Origin of the sequence: Collinsella sp. AM18-10 (assembly GCF_003471585.1) — a bacterium.
Classification (GTDB): Bacteria; Actinomycetota; Coriobacteriia; order Coriobacteriales; family Coriobacteriaceae; genus Collinsella.
This window is the reverse complement of sequence record NZ_QRJO01000006.1, coordinates 318-20,462: the sequence shown is the minus strand read 5'-3', so window position 1 is coordinate 20,462 and position 20,145 is coordinate 318. Positions and strand designations below refer to the sequence as shown.

Genomic DNA, 20,145 nt, shown 5'->3' with positions numbered 1-20,145 from the left:
AACGTACGATAAACACTGTCATTTGCTTTGTGATATGTGCTCATCTGTGATGAGTTTGTTTATATGTTTATCTGTATCCGACCCGCATAAGCTGCGCCCATATTACTCAAATGTCGCGAGCCGTTCGTAAGGACGGTTCGCTTTGTTGTGTAACGAATCCATAAAAAGGAGTGAGCATGCCTATCATCGCAGCGCTCGTTGGCATCATTTTGGGTGCCATCGCCGCCATTGCCTACATGCGCACCGCCAAGCAGGGTAGTCTTCACGAGGCCGACGAAAAGATCCAGTCGGCACACGCACAGGCTGAGTCCCTGATCGGTGATGCTAAGCGTCAGGCCGAGACCCTCAAAAAAGAGGCTCTGCTCGAGGCTAAAGAGGAGATCATCAAGAACAAGCAGGCCGCCGAGGCCGAGGACAAGCAGCGTAAGAACGAGATTCGTACGCTCGAGAACCGCGTGATGCAGCGCGAGGAATCCCTCGATCGCCGCAACGACGCTCTCGACAAGCGCGAGCATCAGCTGTCCAGCCAGGCCGGTCAGGTCGAGAAGCGCTCCCGTGAGCTCGAGGAGCTCTGCGCAAAGCAGACCTCCGAGCTCGAGCGTATCGCCGACCTTACCCGCGAGGACGCCCACAAGGAGCTCCTCGATAAGGTTCGCGGCGAGGTCACCCACGAGGCCGCCACGATCATTCGCGAGTCCGAGCAGCAGGTTCGCGCCGAGTGCCACAAGACCGCCCAGGAGATTCTGTCTCTGGCGATTCAGCGCTGCGCTGCCGACCACACTGCCGAGGTCACCGTTACCTCCGTGCACATTCCCTCTGATGACCTCAAGGGCCGTATCATCGGTCGCGAGGGTCGCAACATCCGGACCTTCGAGCAGGTTTCCGGCGTCAACCTTGTGATCGATGACACGCCCGAGACAGTCGTTCTTTCGAGCTTCGACCCGGTCCGTCGTGAGACCGCCCGTGTCGCCCTCGAGAACCTCATCGCCGACGGCCGCATTCACCCTGCCCGTATCGAGGAGATGTATCACAAGGCCGCCGACCTGGTTCAGCAGCGCGTGCGCGAGGCTGGCGAGCAGGCTGCCTTCGATACCGGCATCCACGATCTGCACCCCGAGATCGTCAAGACCCTTGGTGCCCTGCGCTACCGTACCTCGTTTGGTCAGAACGTGCTTCAGCATTCCCTCGAGGTCTCTGATCTGTGCGGCGTGATGGCTTCCGAGCTTGGCCTGGACGTTGTGACCGCCAAGCGCGCCGGCCTGCTTCATGACCTGGGCAAGGCAATCGACCACGACGTCGAGGGCCCGCATGCCGTCATCGGCGCCGAGCTTGCCCGCCGTTATGGCGAGAAGCCCGTTATCGTCCACGCTATTGAGGCTCACCATGCCGATGTCGACCCCAACACGGTGCTCGATGTCCTGGTGCAGGCCGCCGATGCTGTCTCTGCCTCTCGCCCCGGTGCCCGTCGCGAGTCTGCCGAGAACTACATCAAGCGTCTTGAGAAGCTCGAGGAGATCGCCAACTCCCATGACGGCGTCGAACGTACCTATGCCATGCAGGCCGGTCGCGAGGTCCACGTCATGGTCCAGCCGGACAAGATTTCCGATGCCCAGTCCACGGTTCTGGCTCACGATATCGCCCATCAGATCGAGGAAGAGATGGAGTATCCCGGTCAGGTGCGCGTCGTCGTGATTCGCGAGAGCCGCGCTGTCGATATCGCTAAATAACATGAGCGACGCGAACGAGCTCATCTCATTTATCGCGTCGATGTCGGGGGAGGGCAACCTTCGCGTCGAGGAGAACCTTGGCGAGGGGTATGTCCGCCTCCGCGTTTCGGAGGCCGAGCGGCGCCAGGCTAAGCACGACATTCAGCATGTCGAGGACATCGTCATCGAAATGCTCCGTAATGCTCGCGATGCCGGCGCCGACAAGGTCTATCTCGCCACGACCAAGGAAGATGGCGTCCGCACGCTTGTCTTTCTGGATAACGGTTCTGGCGTTCCGCAGGATATGCAAGAGCGAATCTTTGATGCCCGCGTTACCTCCAAGCTCGAGAGCATGAAGATGGACCGTTGGGGTGTTCACGGTCGTGGCATGGCATTGTTTTCGATCAAGCAGAACACCGATGAGGCCCGTGTGGTCACGTCCGGTGTCGATCTTGGTTCAGCCTTTAAGGTGAGCGTCGCGGCCGACCGCCTCAGTGAGCGTGCCGATCAGTCCAGCTGGCCCCAGGCCGTCAAGGATGAGGACGGACGTTATGTCTGTGCTCGCGGTCCGCATAATATTATTCGCGCTGCATGTGAGTTTGCGCTCGAGGAGTTGCGTGGTTGCGATGTCTATCTTGGTTCTCCGTCTGAGATTGCCGCGACCCTTTATGCTCAGGCGTCAAGCCGGCTTGATACGTCTCGTCTCCTGTTCATTGATGACGAGAGCGAGCTTCCGGTTGTCGATCGTTTAGGCCTTGCTTCTGATGCCGAGGACTTTATCCGTATCTGTTCGGGTTTGGGTCTTGAGATGTCCGAGCGCACGGCCCATCGCATTTTGGCGGGGCAGATTAAGCCCGTTCGCGGTGTGGCCGCGCGTCTGCTGCGCGAGCGTGATTCGTCCTCGCATGCGCCGGCTCCTGTCGATCTCGCGAAGGATCGTCGCGGGCTACGTATTGCCAAGGATGACATGGCACAGTTTTCGCGCGCTGTGGAACGCGACTTTAATGACCTTGCCGCCCGGTACTATCTCAACCTTTGCGGCGACCCAAAGATCCGTGTTTCGCGTGATCGAATCACCGTGACCTTTGATCTTGCCAAAGAGGAATAGTGCCTTTACCGAGTCCACTCGGTACGATACAGTTATTGCAGTTAAAACGTACTTTTAAATGCAGGAGTTTCTTCATGGATTGCCTGAAGGTATCAAGCAAATCATCGCCCGCGTCCGTTGCCGGCGCCATCGCCGGCATGGTCAAGGATGGTGTACCCGTCAACATCCAGTGTGTCGGCGCCGGTGCCGTCAACCAGGCCATTAAGGCCGTTGCTATCGCGCGCGGTTTTTTGATTCCAACCGGTTTTGATATTTCCTGCGCGCCCGTGTTCTCCGACATCCTCATTAACGGGGAGTCGCGCACGGCCATCCGCCTTTCTATCTACGTTCACCAGATCAATCGAGCTGCTATGGATAACGTCGTCATGGATGATGTTAAGCCTGTGGCATAGCTTCTGCTTGCCTCGTTTCGCTCCCCATCGTTAGGACTTATGCACATGGACCAGCGTTCCGTACGCGATATTCTTGCCGGTAAAACCTACTTTATCCGCACCTTTGGCTGCCAGATGAATCAGCACGACTCCGAGCGTGTGAGCGGTCTGCTTGATTCGTATGGCTGCCTCATGGCGCTCGATCCCGCGCATGCCGATATCGTTGTCTTCATGACGTGCTGCGTGCGCGAGGCCGCCGATACTCGCCTGTACGGTCAGTGCAATTCCTGCAAAAGCCTGCCGCCTTCGCCTTCGGGCAAGCGCGTGGTTGCCGTTGGCGGTTGCATCGCGCAGCGCGATGGCGAGGGCCTGCTCACCAATGTCGATAACGTCAATGTCATCTTTGGCACGCATTCCATTGCACATGTGGCCGAGCTCATTGCCGAGGCGTTCCTTGATGGTAAGCGTCATATCCGCACCAATGAGCATGAGGATACGGATGCCATGAGCATGCCGTGGCATCGCGAGACTCAGTATCACGCCTGGGTGCCCATCATGACGGGCTGCAATAATTTCTGCACCTATTGCATCGTGCCGTACGTGCGCGGTCGCGAAAAGAGCCGCCTCTTCGAGGAGATTGTCGACGAGGTGACCGGTTTGGTGCGCCAGGGCGTGCGTGAGATTACGCTGCTGGGCCAAAACGTTAACTCATATGGTCGCGATCTGTTTGGCAAGCCGCGTTTTGCCGATCTGCTGCGTGCCGTGGGCGATACGGGCGTGGAGCGCATCTTCTTTACGTCTTCGCATCCCAAGGACCTGTTGCCCGAGACCATCGACGCCATGGCCGAGACGCCTGCCGTTATGCCGCAGCTGCACTTGGCCGTCCAGTCCGGTTCGACGCGGATCCTCAAAGAGATGAATCGCCGTTATACACGCGAGGACTATCTGAGCCTGGTCGATCGCATTCGCAACCGCATGCCCGATATCGCGCTCTCGACCGACATTATCGTTGGCTTCCCGGGCGAGACTGAAGAAGACTTTGAGCAGACGCTCTCACTTGCCGAGACGGTCCGCTATGCTCAGGCCTATACCTTCATCTATTCCAAGCGCGCCGGTACCCCGGCCGCCGAGATTGACGATCCTACGCCGCATGAGGTTATTCTCGAGCGTTTCAACCGCCTGGTTAAGGTTATCGAGACCACGGCACACGAGTATAACCAGGGTGCGCTTCATACTGTGGTTCCGGCGCTCATTGAGGGAACGAGTAAAAAGAACGACGCGGTCCTGCTGGGCAAGAGTCCCAAGAATCAGACTGTGCACGCGCCTATCCCCGAGGGTTACAGCATCGATCAGCTTGTTGGCAAGATCGTTGATGTTGACGTTGACGTCGCCAAGACCTGGTATTTGTCCGGCTCCGTTGTGGGCGAGCCTCGCTAATGGTTGCTCCCGGGGCAGGTCTTTCCGCCGTTGCAATCGTCGGTCCGACGGCGGTTGGTAAGAGCGATGTTGCCGACCGTTTGGCAGCCCGTCTTTCGTCCGAAGTGCTGTCGTGCGACGCGATGCAAATCTATCGCGGCATGGACATCGGTACCGCAAAGATGGCGCCCGATGAGTGTACGGCGCCGCTGCATCTCGTCGACATTGTAGAGCCGGGTGTGGCATATTCTGCTGCGCTTTATCAGGCTGACGCTCGCGCGCATGTTGAACGTCTCCTTGGTTCGGGTTGCCTGCCGGTTTTTTGCGGAGGTACGGGGCTGTATCTCAAGGCTGCCCTCGATGAGATGGACTTTCCCTCGGGTGAACTTGAGGACGATCGCCGTGCGGGCTATCAGGAGCTTGCCGAGCGTATTGGCGAGGAAGAACTGCATGCCCTGCTTGCCGAGCGCGATCCAGAATCAGCTGCTGTTATTCATCCCCATAACGTGCGGCGTGTGATTCGTGCGCTCGAGATGCATGATGATGGTATCTCCTATGCACAGCAAAAAAGTCAGTTTAGTGTTCCGCGCGAGCATTATCATGCCCTTTGGTTTGGTCTGACGCGTAATCGCGAGGTGCTCTACGAGCGCATTAATCTGCGCGTCGATCTGATGTTTGAGCAGGGTCTTGTCGATGAGGTCCGCGGTCTTATGGCCCAGGGTCTGGGAGATGCCCTGACGTCGATGCAGGCAATTGGCTATAAAGAGATCATTGATGCTTTCAATGGCGTGATGAGCATGGATGAGGCCCGCGAACTCATTAAGATGCGTTCGCGTCGTTATGCCAAGCGTCAGCTTTCGTGGTTTAAGCGCGATGACCGTATCGTGTGGTTTGATATGGATGAATGTACGATCGATGAGGTCGTTGAGGTTATCCTGCATCGTATTGAGGCTGCCTAATGGCCCGTTTCCCCCTTGTTCCCACGGCACCCGAGCCCGAGCGTGCCATTTTAGTTGGTGTTGAGTGGCGCGACAATGCATGGCCGCTCGATCGCTCGCTTGATGAGCTGGAGCGTCTTGCCCACACAGCTGGTGCCCGGTGCGTGGCACGCTTGTCGCAGCGTTTGGTAAAGCCGTATCCTAAATCGTTTATCGGTTCCGGTAAGGTTGAAGAGCTGTGCGGCCTGGTGCATCGCATGGATGCCGATGTCGTTATTTTTGACGACGACCTGACCCCCTCGCAGCAATCCTATTTGGAGAAAGCCGTGGGCGAGCCGGTAAAGATTATCGATCGCACAGCACTGATCCTGGATATCTTTGGCCTGCATGCTCAGACGCGTGAGGGACGCCTGCAGGTACAGCTGGCACAGCTTCAATATTTGTTGCCTCGCCTGCGTGGCATGTGGAGCCATCTCGCCAAGGAGCAGACGCGCGGCGGCATCGGCTCACGTTTTGGTCAGGGCGAAAGTCAGCTCGAGGTCGACCGTCGCCTCATTCGTAATAAGATCGCTGCGCTTCGTCGTGAGCTCAAGCAGGTTGAACAGCGTCGCGATGTTCAATCCAAGAGTCGCATTGAGTCACCGGCGTTTCGCGTCGCGTTAGCCGGTTATACCAATGCCGGTAAATCGACGTTACTCAATCGTCTGACCGGCTCTACGGTACTTTCGCAGGACAAGCTGTTTGCTACGCTCGACCCGACGACGCGTTCGTATCGTCTGCCCGGCGGTCGCGGCATGACGATTACCGATACCGTTGGCTTTATTCAAAAGCTGCCCCATGGTCTGGTCGATGCCTTTAAATCGACGCTGTCCGAGGTTTTGGGTGCCGATCTAATTCTCAAAGTCGTAGATGCGTCTGACGAGGACTATGAGCGGCAGCTGGAGGCTGTCGACCGCGTGCTTGATGAGATCGGCGCCGGAGAGCGTTTAACGCTGACCGTATTCAATAAAATCGATCTTCTCGATAGCGTCGATCGATTGAGTTTCCGTCGTCGCTATCCGGAGGCCGTTCTGTTCTCGGCCCAAACGGGCGAGGGGCTCGACGATCTCGTCGACCGGATTGCTCGCGAGGCAGCTGCCACCGATGTGTTGCTCTCCGCTGATATCCCGTATCGTGAGGGCGCTCTCATCACGCTGGTGCATGAGCAGGGAACCCTTCTGCATGAGGAATATCTCGAGGACGGCGTTCGCATTGTGGCGAAGTTGCCGGCTCGTATTGCACCGCGGCTCGAGCGTTATCGCACCGAGTAGACGAGCTCCAAAATGCCCAGAATGATGGGCTGATGCAGCAGATAAAAGGGGAGAGCGTGACGTCCAAGGCTGGCGAGCGCCGGCAGGGGGTTGGCGTAGGCCCAGCTAGGGACGGTCTTATCGATTCCCTGCGCTATGTGTGCGGCGAAGTATCCTGCAAGATACATAAAGATAAACGGGATGATGGGGTAGTAATCACCTGAGATAAACCCAGGGCTCGGAAATCCCAGCCACGCCAGGTAGGGGACAGGGTAGATCGTTTTGGGGATGCTCCAGGTGATTGCGAACAACATAAGGCATAGGGGCATGCCCCATCTCGCCGTTATCTTCTTAAGGACGGGATCGGTCAACGCCACGATGCCGGTGCATGCGGCCATGCAATAGATGATGCCAAAATTAACCGAATCGTCGACTGAGACAAGTGTTGTTGCCAACCAGACAACGAGTGCTGCTAAGGCGTATTTGGCGGCACGTTTGATATTGTTGCGCGAAAGGGTGCACATCCAACCGGCGATAAACAAAAATACCCAGCTGATGCTGGCGCGCCAGATGTCTTGAAAGGCTGACTGGGTAAACCAGGGCATATCCCAGCCGTACAGGTAGGCGAGATCATAGCAAGCGTGAAAACCTGCCATAGAAATCATCGTAAACCCGCGGACGGTATCAAATATGGTTATGCGTTTTTGCATTACGAGAACCGGCGCATCAAGCCGACGACTTTGCCCAGGATAATGGGATTCGTTGCATAGATAGGTTCCATGGTGTCGTTCTCGGGCTGCAAGCGCACACGCCCCTGCTCCTTGTAGAACGTCTTGACGGTCGCCGAACCATCAATCATGGCCACGACAATTTCGCCGTTCATGGCACTCTTTTGTTCACGGACGATGATGTAATCGCCATTGAAGATGCCGACATTGATCATTGAGCTCCCATGCACCTCAAGGATAAAGGAACCCTGATCAGTGGCGATTTCGGTCGGGATAGTAAACGTGTCTTCGATATTCTGCTCGGCCAGAATGGGAATCCCAGCCGCGACGCGACCAACGAGCGGTAGCGAGACCGTTCCGCGAGGTGCGGTGGGCTCGTCAGATTTAGAAATTGAGACAGAGGAACCATCCTCGTTAAAGAGTTCCAGGGCGCGCGGTTTGGTGGCATCGCGCTTGAGTAGCCCGCGCGCCTCCAGGGCAGAGAGATGGGCGTGCACGGTGCTGGGGGAGGAAAGGCCCACGGCAGAAGCCATCTCGCGCACGCTGGGCGGATAACCCTTCTCCTGCTGATATTCCTTGATGAAGTCGTAAATTTGCTGCTGACGCTTGGTAATTTTGCGAGCCATCAGGGCATCCTCTCTACCCATGTCAAACAAATGTTCGAATTTTGCTTGACAGGAACAACTGTTCGAAGATAATAATAACCGAACATTCGTTCTCGCGCTAGACATTTTTGTCCGCGCGGCTTGATAAAACTGTTCTCAGCAAAACACGCGAGAGGAGAACATGATGAACGTAACGAATATGGTCCAGGGAAACCTCGCCCTTAAGCTCGAGACGCCTGCAGAACCCACTTTTACGGTTGTTCAGGGTGGCCGCTCCGGCTTTCAGCCTTTGACCGTAAAGCCTGCGCGCAATCAGCAGGCTGTAGTCGCGCCGGCCCGCGTTGCCCCGAAGGTTCCGACGATTGTCGCCGTCGCCGTTGCGCTTACGCTCTTCTTTGTCCTCGCTATGTCGGTCTTTAGCGCTCGTCACGCCGCGTATGCCGAGTCCGTTTCCAACATTACCTACGAGACCATTCGCGTTCAGCCTGGCGATTCTCTTTGGTCGCTTGCCGAAGAATATCCAATCGAAGGCCTTTCCACGCAAGAGACTTCCGACATGATCCGTAGCGTCAATCATCTGGAGCATGGTTCGCTCGCCGCCGGTGCGCATCTTAAGGTTCCTGATCGTTCGTAATCATTATCGCGCTGCGCATGGTACCCTTGTTATCGTTTAAGAGGAGGTACCATGCGCTGTCCCAAATGCGGCAAGGCACATACCCGCGTCGTTGATTCCCGTATGCAGGAGTCAAATAACACCATTAAGCGCCGCCGCGAATGTTGCTCGTGTAACTATCGTTTTACAACGTTCGAGCGATGCGAAGACCCAATCGAGGTCATTAAGTCAGACGGAACCAAGCAGCGGTTCGATCGCAATAAGCTGCTCGTCGGCTTGATGCGCGCCACCATCAAGCGCGATATCGACACTAAGAAGCTCAATGAGATTATCGATGACATCGAGGTCGAGCTTCGCTCTCGCACGCTGACGGCCGTCACGTCCCATGAGTTGGGTGACATGGTGCTCAAGCGCTTGGCCAAGATCGACAAGGTTGCGTACATCCGTTTTGCCTCGGTCTACCGTGATTTCAAAGACGTCGATGAGTTTCTGCAAGAGCTCGACAAGCTAAGGTGATTCCATGCCCAACATTACCGTCAACATAAAGCGTCTCGATCCCACCGTCGAGCTTCCCAAATACGCCCATCCCACCGATGCCGGCTTGGATTTGCGCTCCAACGAGGACTGCGTCCTGAAGCCCTTCGAACGCCGTCTGGTCTCTACTGGGCTGGCCATCGCCCTGCCCGACGGCTACGCCGGCTTCGTCCAGCCCCGCAGCGGCTTGGCCATCAAGCAGGGCCTGTCTATAGTCAACACGCCGGGCCTCATTGACGCCCACTACCGAGGAGAACTCAAGGTTATCCTTATCAACCTGGATCCCACCAACGACATCCAAATCAACAAAGGCGACCGCATCGCCCAGCTCGTCATCCAAGAAGTCCCCACGGTCAACCTCGTAGAAGTAGAAGAACTAGACAAAACCGACCGAGGCAAAGGAGGCTTCGGCTCCAGCGGCGTCGCCTAGGGACGCTCTTATCCCTCCCGCCCGCCTCTCACACATATCATTCCATGCTCAAACATTCTCGCGTCGCTTCGCTCGCTGCGAAACTGCGCGTGGAACGATATGTGTGAGAGGCAGGCGGGCGGCTACTCGCTTGAAAAAATATTTACATTCTAGTAAGCCAATGCGACAAAGGAACAATCCCTTTGTCGCATTGGCTTACTGTATTTAGATTTTCCGGTTTCGCCTTTGAAGGTTCTAGTGGTGGGGAATCTGGTATAGCTGCTAGTACGTAAACGCAGCTTACCTGCGGGAGGCCCCTATATATCGTCCCACGCGCAGTTTCGCAGCGAAGCGAGAATGTTTGAGCATGGGATGATATATAGGGGCCTCCCGCAGGTAAGCGGACATAAAGACGCTAGCGGATATGCGCGGGTTTTCCGCCCCAGTAGAAGCGGCAAAAGGCTCTTTTGCGCTTTTGGGGTTTGCCTACGAGCTCCATGGTTGCGATGGCTATGTCTTCGGCTGCGTGGGGGCGGCGTAGAACTTCGCCGTTGATGAGTAGGGCTTTGAGTGATTCGGGATGGTCGTGCAAGTGACGTAGGGTAACGATGAGCTCTCGTGCGGTGGTGACATGCATGCTGGCGCCCATGCCGGTGAGCATGGTGGTGTTGGCCTTTTCCTGGCCATAGGACTTGCCCAGCAGGATCATCGGCAGATGTGCGCATAGGCACTCGGTGACGGTGAGTCCGCCCGATTTGAGAATTGCCAGGTCGCAGCCGTGCATAAGCGCTGCCATATCATCGATATAATCCAGAACCGTGACGTTTTCGAGCTTCATGGCGTCGAAGAGCGTTTTGAGGCGGGTGGCATATTCGGTGTCTTTGCCCGGCAAAAAGACAAAGTGCATGTCTTCGAAGCTGCGTAGGAAGGGGAGGGTGCGGTCCATCTCCGCGCGAAAGCGAACGTACGGTTGAGGCAAGCTGGCACCGGCCATTACCAGCACGATGGTCTTGTCGGTTGGGAGGTTGAACTTGGCTAGCTCTTCCTCGCGATCGTAATCCGTGTCGAATCCGGCGCGAATAGGAATGCCGGTAATGCGAATCTTTGTCTCGGGCACCTTGCGCGGACGCAGCGTTTCGGCCATAAATTCGTTGGCAACACAGAATAGATCGGTGTCCTTGTGGGGCCACCAGCCCTCGACTTCGTAGTCGGTCGGTACGCAGATGACCGGATAATCGATACCCGTAATAATGCGAGCGCCCACGGCAACATTGGCTGCCGTGATGTGCGTTGCGACCACGGCTATGGGCCTGCGGCTACGAATATATTCGTTGAAGGCGGGGAACATAATTCGCGACCATGCCGTGCCGCCACCCCAGAGCAGATGCCCCGTAAGCGTATATCGCCAGGTTAGGTCGTAAATGGGGCGCGTGGCTCCCGTAAAAGAAGCCGCGGTTTTATTGCCATCGAATTTAATACGTCCAAAATCAAGGATATCGAGCACTTCAATCTCAATATCCTCGGGGATGCCATTGGTGCCGCGGATGAGGTCGAATGCCTGCGCAATCGCATTTGCGGCGGCCTTGTGGCCCGAGCCAACGGAGGCGTGCACGATGGTCACGAGAGGTTTTTGCTGAGCCAGGAGCGTGGTTTGCTCCGATTGGGGAGTGCTGTGCGTGAGCAGGGGAGCGTCGTCACTCGTCTGCGCCTGGTCCATCGATAACTCCCCTTCAGCTTTGTAATACGGATTTATCATTGTAGTGCATGAGTGTCACGTTCACGTAAATTTGGGTATGAGCGCAAAGAACGACAACGTTTCGACGAAAGGACGCTTCATGACTACCGATAAGCCGATCGATGTTGCGATTATCGGTGGCGGCCCCGCGGGCTATGCTGCCGCCATTTATGCTGCGCGTGCTAACCTGACGACGACCGTGATTGAGCAGGGCATGTCGGGAGGGCAGATCGCCACAACCAATGAGGTCGAGAACTATCCGGGTATCTCGCTCCTGAGTGGCGCCGAACTCGGCGAGCGTTTTCAGCAGCATGCAGAGGGCCTGGGAGCACAGGTTGCATGGAGCATGGTTACGGGTGTCGATTACGATGCCGATGCAGCGTTGTTTACGGTGCATCACGATATGGGCGATACGCTGGCCCCGAGCGTTATCGCTTGCATGGGTGCCACGCCGCGTCCGGCAGGTTTCGCAGGCGAGGATACGTATCGCGGTCGTGGCGTTTCATATTGCGCAACATGTGACGGCATGTTTTTCCGCGGCAAGCAGGTTTTTGTAATCGGTGGTGGCAATTCGGCATGCGAAGAGGCTCTGTTCCTGTCCGACATTGCCAACAGTGTGACCATCGTGCTGCGCCGCGACCAGTTCCGTGCGCCCGATGGTGTTGTTCAGAAAGTACTCGCAAAGGACAATATTACAGTTAGGTACCAAACTAGTATTGTGGAGCTATCGGGCGAAGCCATGCCAACGACGATTACCTTTAAGGACAATGCATCCGGCGAGACTCATACCGAGTCATTTGAGCCCGGCTCGTTTGGCATCTTTGTTTTTACCGGAACGCAGCCCCATACCGAGCTTGTTGAGCATCTAGTCGATCTGGCGCCTGATGGCGGCATTCTGACTGATGAATCCATGGCGACCCGCACGCCAGGTCTATTTGCCGCTGGCGATATCCGTTCCAAACGTTTACGCCAGGTTGTGACCGCTGTTTCGGATGGAGCCATAGCGGCAACGAGCGCATACGCGTTTCTCCGTGGATAAGTACGATAATATATCTTATGTAAGGTTGCTATCTTTACACAAAGTGGTTGGACGATGCATCAATGTGTTGTCCAACCACTTTTACTTGCCGGCTATGTGGTATGCAAAACTAGATAACCTAGAATACAATATAGAAAATGAACGGAGGACCTTTATGAACCACGTTAAACACGTTATTCCGATGTCCGATTCGTCGGTCAGTATTAAGCCTGAGGATATTCAGCCCACGGTGCTACCCGATGCATTCATTCAGTCCGATATCGTGCGTAAACTCAATACGTTGAGTCTGCCGCGCTATAACCAGTTGCCCAATGTGACGCTCTACCGCGACCAGGTCATTGAGTATGTTGCGCTGTGGATGGAGCCGCTGTCCATTTGCGTTGAGCACCCTGTCATTACGCCATCGATGATCAATAACTACGTGAAGGTCGGCCTGGTGCCTGCTCCGGTCAAAAAGCAATATGGCCGCGAGCAGATTGCCCGCCTGATCGCTATCTGCCTCTTTAAGCAGGTGTTACCTATTGCTGCGGTGCAGGCACTCTTTAACATTCAGCGTTTGAGCTACGATGCCCCGACGGCCTTCGATTATGTGGTCGATCAGCTCGAGGCATCGATTCGTTCGGCGTTTTCCGTCGAGCAGACGCCGGTTCCCGATACGGCGCATCAGGTAACGCGTGAGTCGCTGCTTGTGCGCAGTGCGGTTTCATCCTTCGTTTCGAAGGCGTACCTGATGAGCTATCTAAAGTTTAATGGGTTTAATAGCTAGCCGACGTATAAAACGGGCGGAGCAAAGGGTCATCTGTCACTTTGTCCCGCCCGTATTTTTGCTTGGTTGGACTTTATTGGCCCGAAGCCACGTCCATGCCGTAGCCGATAATAAGACCGTGCATCTCGGCGTAATAGGAATCCAGGCCGTTGCAGGGCATGATGATAGTCTTGGAGCCGGGCCAGCGCTCCACAATGCGGCTGGCAAGTGCCTGGGCGCCTGCCTCATTCTCGACATGGTCGATGACGACCTCGCCGCCCGTAAAACCCTCGGCTTCCATGGTGTCGATGATCTTGTTGAACATCTTCTTTTCGCCACGCGTGTGTCCGACGAGTTCGATTTTACCGGCCTCACTCGCCGTGCCCAAAATGCGAATATTGAGCTTGTTGGCAATGACGCCGGCTGCCTTAGGGATACGTCCGGCTTTGGCCAGGTTTTCGTAATTGCACAAGCTGAAGAGGATTTTGCTGTTCTGCTCAAGGCTATTGAAGTATGCGCAAGCGTCCTCGAATGAGACATCCGGATTGCTTGCAAGATACCGGTCGAACAGCAGTAAGATCAGGTCCATTTTGCCGCCGGCTCCGCGTGAATTGACCAAATGAATTTGACGGTTCGGCTCCTCGGCAAGAACCAAATCGCGTGCCGTGGCGGCGGCGTTATAGCTCCCCGATACGCCCTCCGAGATGGGCATACAAATCGTCTTGTCGGCAAGCCTAAAGAGTTCGGTCCACTCGCCTACGCTCGGACAGGCGCTCGAAGAAGCGCTCGACTCCGCCTGCACGGCGCAATTGAGTTCGTGAACGTCGAGCGTGAGGTCATCGACGAACTCGCGCTCCCCCACTCGAATTTTGAGGGGTGCAAATGCAAAGGTGGTATGGGGCGCGGTCGGTTGCCAATCGCGGAGGTTACAGCTCGAATCGGAGATAAGTGCCCAGCTCATAGAGGGTCCTTTCTATATGCTTCTCAATCATTATAGCTATATTGCTCACCGATGAAGCGTGCATCTAGTATTGAAAACTAGCACATTAGGATCATGTATGGAGCACGGTCATAAATAAATGAACCTCGCAGCTCAAAGGCCACGAGGTTCACCTTCGTTCGCTATACAGAGTGACTTAGTAGCGCACGAAAATGTAGTTGTTGTTCATACCGGCTGCGACGGAACTGATGATGACGCCCGTTTTGTAGTCGGAAGCATGGATCATCTGACCATTACCGATATAGATGCCGGTATGGTAGGAGTTAACCACAACATCGCCGGGTTGCGGATCGGACACACGGGTCCAACCCATGAAGTCGACCGTGGTGCCCAGACGGCAGTAGCGTCCCGTGAGGCAATAGCTTACAAAACCGGAGCAGTCAAAGCTGTTCGGCCCAATGCCACCCCAAGAGTAAGCGTATCCGAGCTTGCTATAGGCACGCGAAACAACGGAACCGCCGTCAACGGACTGGCTCGGTGCGGAAGGCGTCGGAGCCGGAGCCGGAGCCGGAGCGGGCGTCGGGGGCTGCGGAGTGGGAGCGGGCGCGGGCGTGTTTCCGCCGCCGTCGTTGGTCGTACCGCCACCCTTGTTGGTGTTCTCGCTCGTACCGGCGGTGTCGTTGCTCACCGTGGCCTTCTCGGCGGTGCTAGCGTTGATGCCGGCCTGCAGCGCGGCATTGGCCTCGGCCTCGGCGGCAAGCTCGGCCTGCAGCTGCGAATCCAGGGAATTTACGACGTTCTGGGCTTCAGCCTGCTGGGCGTTAAGCTCGTCGACCTTCTTTTGCGTGGTGGCGACGTTCTTCTCCTGCTCGGCCTGCTTATCGGTGAGCTGCTGCTTAAGCTCCTTTACCTCTTGAATGGTCTGAGCCTGCTTATCGGAAACTTTGCCGTAGTAGAACAGACGGTTGAGCATATCGCTCAGATCATCGACACCCGTCAAAACCTGAAGCAGGCTCAGACCGCCGGTTTTGTACTCGCCGGCGACATAGGTCGAGAGCTTGGCCTGACCATCGGCGATCTCCTGCTGCTTTTGCGTGATCTCGCCGGCAGTCTGATCGAGCGCCTGCGTCTGCGTGGCGAGCTCATCGTAAATCTGCTGGGTTTGGGTGCCGATCTGCTCGAGTTTCGTACGAGCAGCGGCAAGGTCGGATGCGGTATCGGCGTAGGCAGGAGCCGCGAGGCCCAAGCCCAAAACACAAGCGAGGGTTGCCGTAGCAGCGCAGCGTGCCATGTTTTTGTGCGTGTTTGCTGTGCGCATGTAGCTTCCTTTCCAGTAACTAAGGGTAACGGCTAGTCCACCGTCACCAGGCTAAAGAGCTCAACATCGTCGTCAGTCGGCGTGAGCTTCTCGCGCGGGTTGAGAAACGCAAGCTCAAGGATACACCCGTAGCCCACAAGCTTTGCGCCCATATCTCGCACCAGTTTACCTGTTGCCTCGACGGTTCCGCCCGTCGCGACCAAGTCGTCCAGAATCAACACGGTATCTTTAGAGGTAATGGCATCGGCATGGATCTCGATAGAGTCGGTGCCGTATTCGAGCTCATAGCTCTGGCTCACCGTCTTGCGGGGTAGCTTGCCCGGTTTACGTGCGGGAACAAAGCCGGCACCAAGGGCCACAGCCACCGGTACGCCAACCATAAAGCCACGGGCCTCGGGACCCACGACCTTGGTGATCCCCATGCCGGCAAAGTGCTCGGCAAGGGCATCCACCATGGCCCTCAGGGCCTCGGGATTGCCAAAGAGCGGTGTGATGTCCTTAAAGACGACTCCGGGCTCGGGATAGTCGGGGATATCGACGATATGAGATTCGAAGTCGTACATGGCGTGACCTTTCATGGATTGCCGGGTGGACGGCGATTATTTACCCGTGTTAGCAGACGGGTTATGCGAGGGGACGACGACCTTGGACGGTTGCACGAGCGACTCCTCGTGCGCGGCAACCGCGGGGACGCTTGCCCCATCGCTTTTAGCCTTGGTGGATTCGGAACGTGCAATCTCCTCATCGAGTGCATCAATGTCGGCGTCCTCGACCACGGCGTTGAGCGACTCAAAGACACGGTTCTTAAGGAGCGCGGTATGCACACCCTCGGTGAGGTCGTGCAGCTTCTTAAAAGCGCGCTCGAGCTTGGCGTCGCGCTCATCATCAGAGGTATCCATGCCGAGCATGCTCACGAGAACCTGCTCAAACATCGAAGACTCGCGGTTTGCCGACGATACGTACTGACGCAGGTTGCGCGGCTCAATGTGGAAACGCGACAGCTCCGAGCAGTAACGGATAATCGGGAAATCTCGGCCATCGACAAGCTCGCGGTTCTGCGGGCTCTTGATGATGCGGATAAGATCGTTCTCGGCAAGGGAGCGGATAAACGAAATCTCAACACCGAGCATGTCGGGGATCGTCTCGATGGGGTGCAGCTTTTGCTTGGTCTCCTTGGGCTCCGTCTTAAGCGGAACATCGGACAGAAGACCCACCTCGTAAGCCAAAGTGGACAGGTCCGTTGCGTTTTCCAAGCGCTGCTTAATGACGTTGAGCGGCATGTAGCGGGTCTTCTGCAGGTGCAGGATGACCTCGAGACGGTCAACGTCTTCCTTGGAGTACTGGCGATACCCCTTAGGCGTACGATGAGGGGTGATGAGCCCCTCATCTTCTAGAAATCTAATTTTTGAGTTCGATAGATCGGGGTATGCGCCTCGAAGTAGGTTGACGACTTGGCCGATACTCAGATAGTTGCGTTCGGCCATTACCTACTCACCGGTTTCGATGCGCTCCGGCGTGCTCTCGTGGTAGATGAGCGTGAACGTACCGATCTGAACGGAAGAGCCGTCGTGTAGCGGAGCTCCGTTGACGATGGCGCCGTCGACCCAGGTGCCGTTGAGCGAGCCCAGATCCTCAATACGGGCGCCCAGGCCCTCACGAATAATGCGTGCGTGGCTGCGCGAGACAGTCATGTCGTTGAGGAAGATGCCGTTCGCGGGATCGCGGCCGATGGTGGTCACATCGTCCTCGAGCTCAAAGGCGGCACCAGTCTGCGGACCCTTGACGATGGACAGAACGGGTGCGGTGATGCGCACGTTGGCCATGAGGTCGGGAACGGTGACGTCGCTTGAAGGCACGCGGAATACGCAGGTAGCGTCAGCAGTCTTATCATTCTGAGGCATATTGTTAACCATGTTGTCCATGACAACCCCTAACTTATCGCGGACGTGCCGCAAATAATGAACCGTACGTAATCATACCCCAACGAATCAGTCTTCGATTTCAGGGTTCAGAAAGTCGATGTCCTCGTCCTCGGGATGCGCGAGAGCCTGTTTAATGGCCACTCCGCCCTTAATGGAATAGATGACAGCCGTGAGCATGGAGAAGATCACGCCGCCGTACACAAAGAAGATGCCGAGGGGCACCGAGCTTCCGTTGAGGCCCGGGAAGGCCGTAAGGGTTGAAGGTAAAAGATGCAGGCCGTCAATAACGGGGAACCCGAGCAGCATGAGCGAGAAGCCGGTCATGAGCAGTGCAGTGGCAATCTTTCCGGGAAAGACGACATCGATGGGGCGACGGTGATAATGACGCACGATAAGCGTGCCGATGCCCAGATAGATGTCGCGGCCAATAATGAGCACGCAGACCCAGATGGGCAGCTCTCCGCGGACCACCAGCCCAAGTACGCCGGTGAACAGCAGCGCACGGTCGCAGATGGGATCCATGACCTTGCCGAGCCACGAGACCGTCTTGGTCATGCGGGCGATCTGACCGTCCATCCAGTCGGTAGAGGCGGCAACGGCGTAGATAACGATGGCGATGACGCGGTTGTTATCCGTCACAAACAGGTACAGAAATACCAGGGTGAGGATCAGGCGCGTAAAGGTGATGAAATTGGAGATCGTAAAGATCTTATTCGACGGGTAATCGGAAGTGCCGATAAGCTCCTTTTTGATCTTCTTTTTGATGCCCACAGGACTCCCCCGCTGGTTAACGACAAAACTTTCGATACTATACCCGTTCCGGCGATGTCTATCCAGCGTATGCATAGAGAGTCCAGACATATGGAGGATGCTACTGGGTTGTGCGGGATTCTGCATTTGTGTACATCAGCCTCCAAATATGACATTTTTCGGCATCTTTGATGGCTGATGTACACGTTTTGATTCGGTGATTACATCGATCGGGAAAGTTGTTGCCTTAAGCAAATTAATCATGATGTGCGGGTCGAGAAGGGTTGGCGCCAAAAGAGCCCAACGGCCGTTACGGCTTCGTTAGAAACGCGCCCCACCATGGATGGTGAACCCGAAAGGTAAGGCGCGCGGGCACGGTGACTCGGCCCGCGCTCCCGGAAGAGAAAGGATAAACCCATGGGTTACATGCTCGAGACGCGTGGGCTCACCAAGCGCTTCGGCCGCGGCGACCAGGCGCAGGACGCCGTGGCCGATGTGAGCCTTCATATCCGCGAGGGCGAGGTGTACGGGCTGCTCGGTCCCAACGGCGCCGGCAAGTCGACAACGCTCAAGATGATCTGCGGGATGCTGCGGCCGACGGCCGGGGAGATCCTCTTTGCCGGGCACGCCTGGCGCCGCGAGGACCTCTACGCAATCGGCAGCCTCATCGAGGAGGCGCCGCTCTACCCCAACCTCACCGCGCGAGAGAACCTGCGCGTGCGCACCACGCTGCTGGGCCTTCCCGAGAGCCGCATAGATGAGGAGCGCGCCGCCGTGGACCTCGCGGACACCGGGAAGAAGCGCGCCGGGCGCTTCTCGATGGGCATGCGGCAGCGCCTGGGGCTCGCACTGGCGCTGATCGCCCGGCCACGCCTGCTCGTGCTCGACGAGCCCACCAACGGCCTCGACCCCATCGGCATCGAGGAGCTGCGCGACCAGATCCGCGGCTTCGCGGCGGCGGGTACGACGGTGATCGTCTCGAGCCACATCCTCTCCGAGGTGCAGCAGATGGCGGACACCATCGGCATCATCTGCGGGGGGCGCCTCGCCTACGAGGATGCGCTTCGTCCCGGACAGGACCTCGAGGAACTCTTCATGAGCTTCTGCCGGGAAGGGCGACGAGCGCGCGGGGAGGTGGCGGCATGACGGGTGAGAAAGGCGGCCTGCTCGCGGGCCTGCGCGCCGAGGCCCTGAAGTCGCGCCACGCGGCACCGGTTCGCCTGGCCGTGCTCATGGCGCTGCCGATGCCGCTGCTCGGCGCGATGCCCTACCGGGGCGTGCAGATCTTTAGCGCGTGGAACTACTGGTACGCGCTCTTCCTGCCCGTGTCTCTATCGCTTGTGGTGGCGTGCGTCGCGCGGGCGGACGCTCGCACGCGGATGCGGGGGCTTCTGGGCCTGGGCTTCCCGCTCGGGCGAGCCTGGTGGGCTAAGGCGCTCTGGTGCCTCGCTCTTTGCACGCTCTCGAACCTCGTGGTCTTCGGCATCTACCTCGCGGGATCGGCGTTCTCCTCGCAGGGTCTCACGGCCGCGGGCACGCTCACGATGCTCCTCTGCGCGCTCGCCAACACGGTGACCGCGGCGTGGATGATCCCCGCAGGGCTCTTCCTCACGGCGCGGCTCGGCATGCTCGCGGGCATCTTCTGCCCGCTCGCCGCGCAACTCGTAGGTGGGTTCGCCTGGTCGTTGGTGCCGCTGCCGCAGCTCTTTCCGCCGTCGGCGAACATGGTCATCCCCACGAGCTTCATCCCCGTGCTGCCGAGCGGCGAGCCGCTCGCGGCGGACATGGCGCTCGGCGGGGCGCTCATGGCGGACGGCATGCTCACGCTGGCGGGCCTTGCGGTCTGCGCGCTCGCGTTCGCCGCGCTCACGGCGGCGGGCGCGGCCTGGTTCGCGCGCTCCGAGGAGAGGTGATGGCCATGACACGACTCTCCGACCCGACGCCGCGCATGACTCTCCCGCGGGCCCTGCTCTCCGAGG

General features: G+C 57.2%; 22 protein-coding genes. 13 read left to right on the top strand and 9 right to left on the bottom strand.

Annotated features, from left to right (window positions below):
- The first annotated feature begins 176 nt into the window (after positions 1-176).
- The 6 genes from rny (at position 177) to hflX (ending at position 6,849) form a co-directional block, all read left to right on the top strand.
- The gene (gene rny / locus DW211_RS05560; protein WP_117629182.1) at positions 177-1,727 is read left to right on the top strand and encodes a ribonuclease Y; all 1,551 of its coding nucleotides are present in this window, start codon (positions 177-179) and stop codon (positions 1,725-1,727) included.
- 1 nt (position 1,728) lies between these two features.
- The gene (locus tag DW211_RS05555) at positions 1,729-2,814 is read left to right on the top strand and encodes an ATP-binding protein (protein WP_118259731.1); all 1,086 of its coding nucleotides are present in this window, start codon (positions 1,729-1,731) and stop codon (positions 2,812-2,814) included.
- 74 nt (positions 2,815-2,888) lie between these two features.
- Positions 2,889-3,206 (top strand): stage V sporulation protein S, encoded by a 318-nt coding sequence (locus DW211_RS05550; protein ID WP_006235982.1) that lies wholly within the window; start codon positions 2,889-2,891, stop codon positions 3,204-3,206.
- A gap of 45 nt (positions 3,207-3,251) precedes the next feature.
- Positions 3,252-4,622 (top strand): tRNA (N6-isopentenyl adenosine(37)-C2)-methylthiotransferase MiaB, encoded by a 1,371-nt coding sequence (gene miaB, locus DW211_RS05545; protein ID WP_118259730.1) that lies wholly within the window; start codon positions 3,252-3,254, stop codon positions 4,620-4,622.
- Entirely contained in the window at positions 4,622-5,560 is a 939-nt protein-coding gene (gene miaA, locus DW211_RS05540) for a tRNA (adenosine(37)-N6)-dimethylallyltransferase MiaA (RefSeq protein ID WP_118259728.1), read from the top strand. The genes miaB and miaA overlap by 1 nt, the downstream gene beginning before the upstream one ends.
- On the top strand, positions 5,560-6,849 hold the full coding sequence (gene hflX / locus DW211_RS05535; protein ID WP_118227244.1) for a GTPase HflX: 1,290 nt from the start codon (positions 5,560-5,562) through the stop codon (positions 6,847-6,849). The genes miaA and hflX overlap by 1 nt, the downstream gene beginning before the upstream one ends.
- Here hflX and DW211_RS05530 read toward each other — a convergent pair.
- A complete protein-coding gene (locus DW211_RS05530) occupies positions 6,834-7,538 on the bottom strand; it encodes a heparan-alpha-glucosaminide N-acetyltransferase (RefSeq protein WP_117800112.1) in 705 nt (234 codons plus the stop codon). The two genes, hflX and DW211_RS05530, sit on opposite strands and share 16 nt — an antisense overlap.
- A complete protein-coding gene (gene lexA / locus DW211_RS05525) occupies positions 7,538-8,182 on the bottom strand; it encodes a transcriptional repressor LexA (RefSeq protein ID WP_035138488.1) in 645 nt (214 codons plus the stop codon). The genes DW211_RS05530 and lexA overlap by 1 nt, the downstream gene beginning before the upstream one ends.
- 163 nt (positions 8,183-8,345) lie before the next feature.
- On the opposite strand from lexA, the gene DW211_RS05520 reads away from it, so the two are divergent.
- Genes DW211_RS05520 through dut form a run of 3 tightly spaced genes read left to right on the top strand, consistent with a single transcriptional unit; the run spans position 8,346 to position 9,738 of the window.
- Positions 8,346-8,795 (top strand): LysM peptidoglycan-binding domain-containing protein, encoded by a 450-nt coding sequence (locus DW211_RS05520; RefSeq protein WP_158551612.1) that lies wholly within the window; start codon positions 8,346-8,348, stop codon positions 8,793-8,795.
- Between the two features lie 51 nt (positions 8,796-8,846).
- On the top strand, positions 8,847-9,290 hold the full coding sequence (gene nrdR / locus DW211_RS05515) for a transcriptional regulator NrdR (protein ID WP_022093781.1): 444 nt from the start codon (positions 8,847-8,849) through the stop codon (positions 9,288-9,290).
- A gap of 4 nt (positions 9,291-9,294) precedes the next feature.
- Positions 9,295-9,738, top strand: coding sequence for a dUTP diphosphatase (gene dut / locus DW211_RS05510; RefSeq protein WP_118259727.1), 444 nt, complete (start codon positions 9,295-9,297; stop codon positions 9,736-9,738).
- A 394-nt stretch (positions 9,739-10,132) separates the two neighbouring features.
- Here dut and DW211_RS05505 read toward each other — a convergent pair whose 3' ends face one another.
- Positions 10,133-11,434 carry a glycosyltransferase gene (locus DW211_RS05505; protein ID WP_118259725.1) on the bottom strand — a complete coding sequence of 434 codons (1,302 nt, stop codon included), beginning with the start codon at positions 11,432-11,434 and terminating at the stop codon, positions 10,133-10,135.
- Positions 11,435-11,552: 118 nt separating this feature from the next.
- Here DW211_RS05505 and DW211_RS05500 point away from each other — a divergent pair, with 118 nt between their 5' ends.
- Entirely contained in the window at positions 11,553-12,491 is a 939-nt protein-coding gene (locus tag DW211_RS05500) for an NAD(P)/FAD-dependent oxidoreductase (RefSeq protein ID WP_117736843.1), read from the top strand.
- A 154-nt stretch (positions 12,492-12,645) separates the two neighbouring features.
- Positions 12,646-13,257, top strand: coding sequence for a DUF1836 domain-containing protein (locus DW211_RS05495; protein WP_199570263.1), 612 nt, complete (start codon positions 12,646-12,648; stop codon positions 13,255-13,257).
- Positions 13,258-13,330: 73 nt separating this feature from the next.
- Here the strand turns inward: DW211_RS05495 and DW211_RS05490 are convergent, their stop codons facing one another.
- From DW211_RS05490 to DW211_RS05465, 6 genes are all read right to left on the bottom strand, one after another.
- Complete coding sequence (locus DW211_RS05490) at positions 13,331-14,197, bottom strand: DegV family protein (protein ID WP_118259724.1); 867 nt, start codon at positions 14,195-14,197, stop codon at positions 13,331-13,333.
- 175 nt (positions 14,198-14,372) lie between these two features.
- Positions 14,373-15,494 carry an NlpC/P60 family protein gene (locus DW211_RS05485; protein ID WP_118259722.1) on the bottom strand — a complete coding sequence of 374 codons (1,122 nt, stop codon included), beginning with the start codon at positions 15,492-15,494 and terminating at the stop codon, positions 14,373-14,375.
- A gap of 32 nt (positions 15,495-15,526) precedes the next feature.
- Entirely contained in the window at positions 15,527-16,057 is a 531-nt protein-coding gene (locus tag DW211_RS05480) for an adenine phosphoribosyltransferase (protein ID WP_199576696.1), read from the bottom strand.
- A gap of 36 nt (positions 16,058-16,093) precedes the next feature.
- Positions 16,094-16,978 (bottom strand): MerR family transcriptional regulator, encoded by an 885-nt coding sequence (locus tag DW211_RS05475; RefSeq protein ID WP_117759889.1) that lies wholly within the window; start codon positions 16,976-16,978, stop codon positions 16,094-16,096.
- A 3-nt stretch (positions 16,979-16,981) separates the two neighbouring features.
- Positions 16,982-17,416, bottom strand: a complete 435-nt coding sequence (locus DW211_RS05470; RefSeq protein WP_199573636.1) for an FHA domain-containing protein — start codon at positions 17,414-17,416, stop codon at positions 16,982-16,984.
- 66 nt (positions 17,417-17,482) lie between these two features.
- On the bottom strand, positions 17,483-18,187 hold the full coding sequence (locus tag DW211_RS05465; protein WP_089573364.1) for a CDP-alcohol phosphatidyltransferase family protein: 705 nt from the start codon (positions 18,185-18,187) through the stop codon (positions 17,483-17,485).
- 396 nt (positions 18,188-18,583) lie between these two features.
- On the opposite strand from DW211_RS05465, the gene DW211_RS05460 reads away from it, so the two are divergent.
- Together DW211_RS05460 and DW211_RS05455 are read left to right on the top strand one after the other, a co-directional pair.
- On the top strand, positions 18,584-19,312 hold the full coding sequence (locus DW211_RS05460; protein ID WP_118259719.1) for a lantibiotic protection ABC transporter ATP-binding protein: 729 nt from the start codon (positions 18,584-18,586) through the stop codon (positions 19,310-19,312).
- A complete protein-coding gene (locus DW211_RS05455) occupies positions 19,309-20,079 on the top strand; it encodes a hypothetical protein (RefSeq protein WP_117716874.1) in 771 nt (256 codons plus the stop codon). Before DW211_RS05460 ends, DW211_RS05455 begins: the two co-directional genes overlap by 4 nt.
- Positions 20,080-20,145: the final 66 nt, after the last annotated feature.

Coding starts and splice junctions, on each gene's coding strand:
- rny (WP_117629182.1), top strand. CDS start 177: ATGCCTATCATCGCAGCGCTCGTTGGCATCATTTTGGGTGCCATCGCC.
- DW211_RS05555 (WP_118259731.1), top strand. CDS start 1,729: ATGAGCGACGCGAACGAGCTCATCTCATTTATCGCGTCGATGTCGGGG.
- DW211_RS05550 (WP_006235982.1), top strand. CDS start 2,889: ATGGATTGCCTGAAGGTATCAAGCAAATCATCGCCCGCGTCCGTTGCC.
- miaB (WP_118259730.1), top strand. CDS start 3,252: ATGGACCAGCGTTCCGTACGCGATATTCTTGCCGGTAAAACCTACTTT.
- miaA (WP_118259728.1), top strand. CDS start 4,622: ATGGTTGCTCCCGGGGCAGGTCTTTCCGCCGTTGCAATCGTCGGTCCG.
- hflX (WP_118227244.1), top strand. CDS start 5,560: ATGGCCCGTTTCCCCCTTGTTCCCACGGCACCCGAGCCCGAGCGTGCC.
- DW211_RS05530 (WP_117800112.1), bottom strand. CDS start 7,538: ATGCAAAAACGCATAACCATATTTGATACCGTCCGCGGGTTTACGATG.
- lexA (WP_035138488.1), bottom strand. CDS start 8,182: ATGGCTCGCAAAATTACCAAGCGTCAGCAGCAAATTTACGACTTCATC.
- DW211_RS05520 (WP_158551612.1), top strand. CDS start 8,346: ATGAACGTAACGAATATGGTCCAGGGAAACCTCGCCCTTAAGCTCGAG.
- nrdR (WP_022093781.1), top strand. CDS start 8,847: ATGCGCTGTCCCAAATGCGGCAAGGCACATACCCGCGTCGTTGATTCC.
- dut (WP_118259727.1), top strand. CDS start 9,295: ATGCCCAACATTACCGTCAACATAAAGCGTCTCGATCCCACCGTCGAG.
- DW211_RS05505 (WP_118259725.1), bottom strand. CDS start 11,434: ATGGACCAGGCGCAGACGAGTGACGACGCTCCCCTGCTCACGCACAGC.
- DW211_RS05500 (WP_117736843.1), top strand. CDS start 11,553: ATGACTACCGATAAGCCGATCGATGTTGCGATTATCGGTGGCGGCCCC.
- DW211_RS05495 (WP_199570263.1), top strand. CDS start 12,646: ATGAACCACGTTAAACACGTTATTCCGATGTCCGATTCGTCGGTCAGT.
- DW211_RS05490 (WP_118259724.1), bottom strand. CDS start 14,197: ATGAGCTGGGCACTTATCTCCGATTCGAGCTGTAACCTCCGCGATTGG.
- DW211_RS05485 (WP_118259722.1), bottom strand. CDS start 15,494: ATGCGCACAGCAAACACGCACAAAAACATGGCACGCTGCGCTGCTACG.
- DW211_RS05480 (WP_199576696.1), bottom strand. CDS start 16,057: ATGTACGACTTCGAATCTCATATCGTCGATATCCCCGACTATCCCGAG.
- DW211_RS05475 (WP_117759889.1), bottom strand. CDS start 16,978: ATGGCCGAACGCAACTATCTGAGTATCGGCCAAGTCGTCAACCTACTT.
- DW211_RS05470 (WP_199573636.1), bottom strand. CDS start 17,416: ATGGACAACATGGTTAACAATATGCCTCAGAATGATAAGACTGCTGAC.
- DW211_RS05460 (WP_118259719.1), top strand. CDS start 18,584: ATGGGTTACATGCTCGAGACGCGTGGGCTCACCAAGCGCTTCGGCCGC.
- DW211_RS05455 (WP_117716874.1), top strand. CDS start 19,309: ATGACGGGTGAGAAAGGCGGCCTGCTCGCGGGCCTGCGCGCCGAGGCC.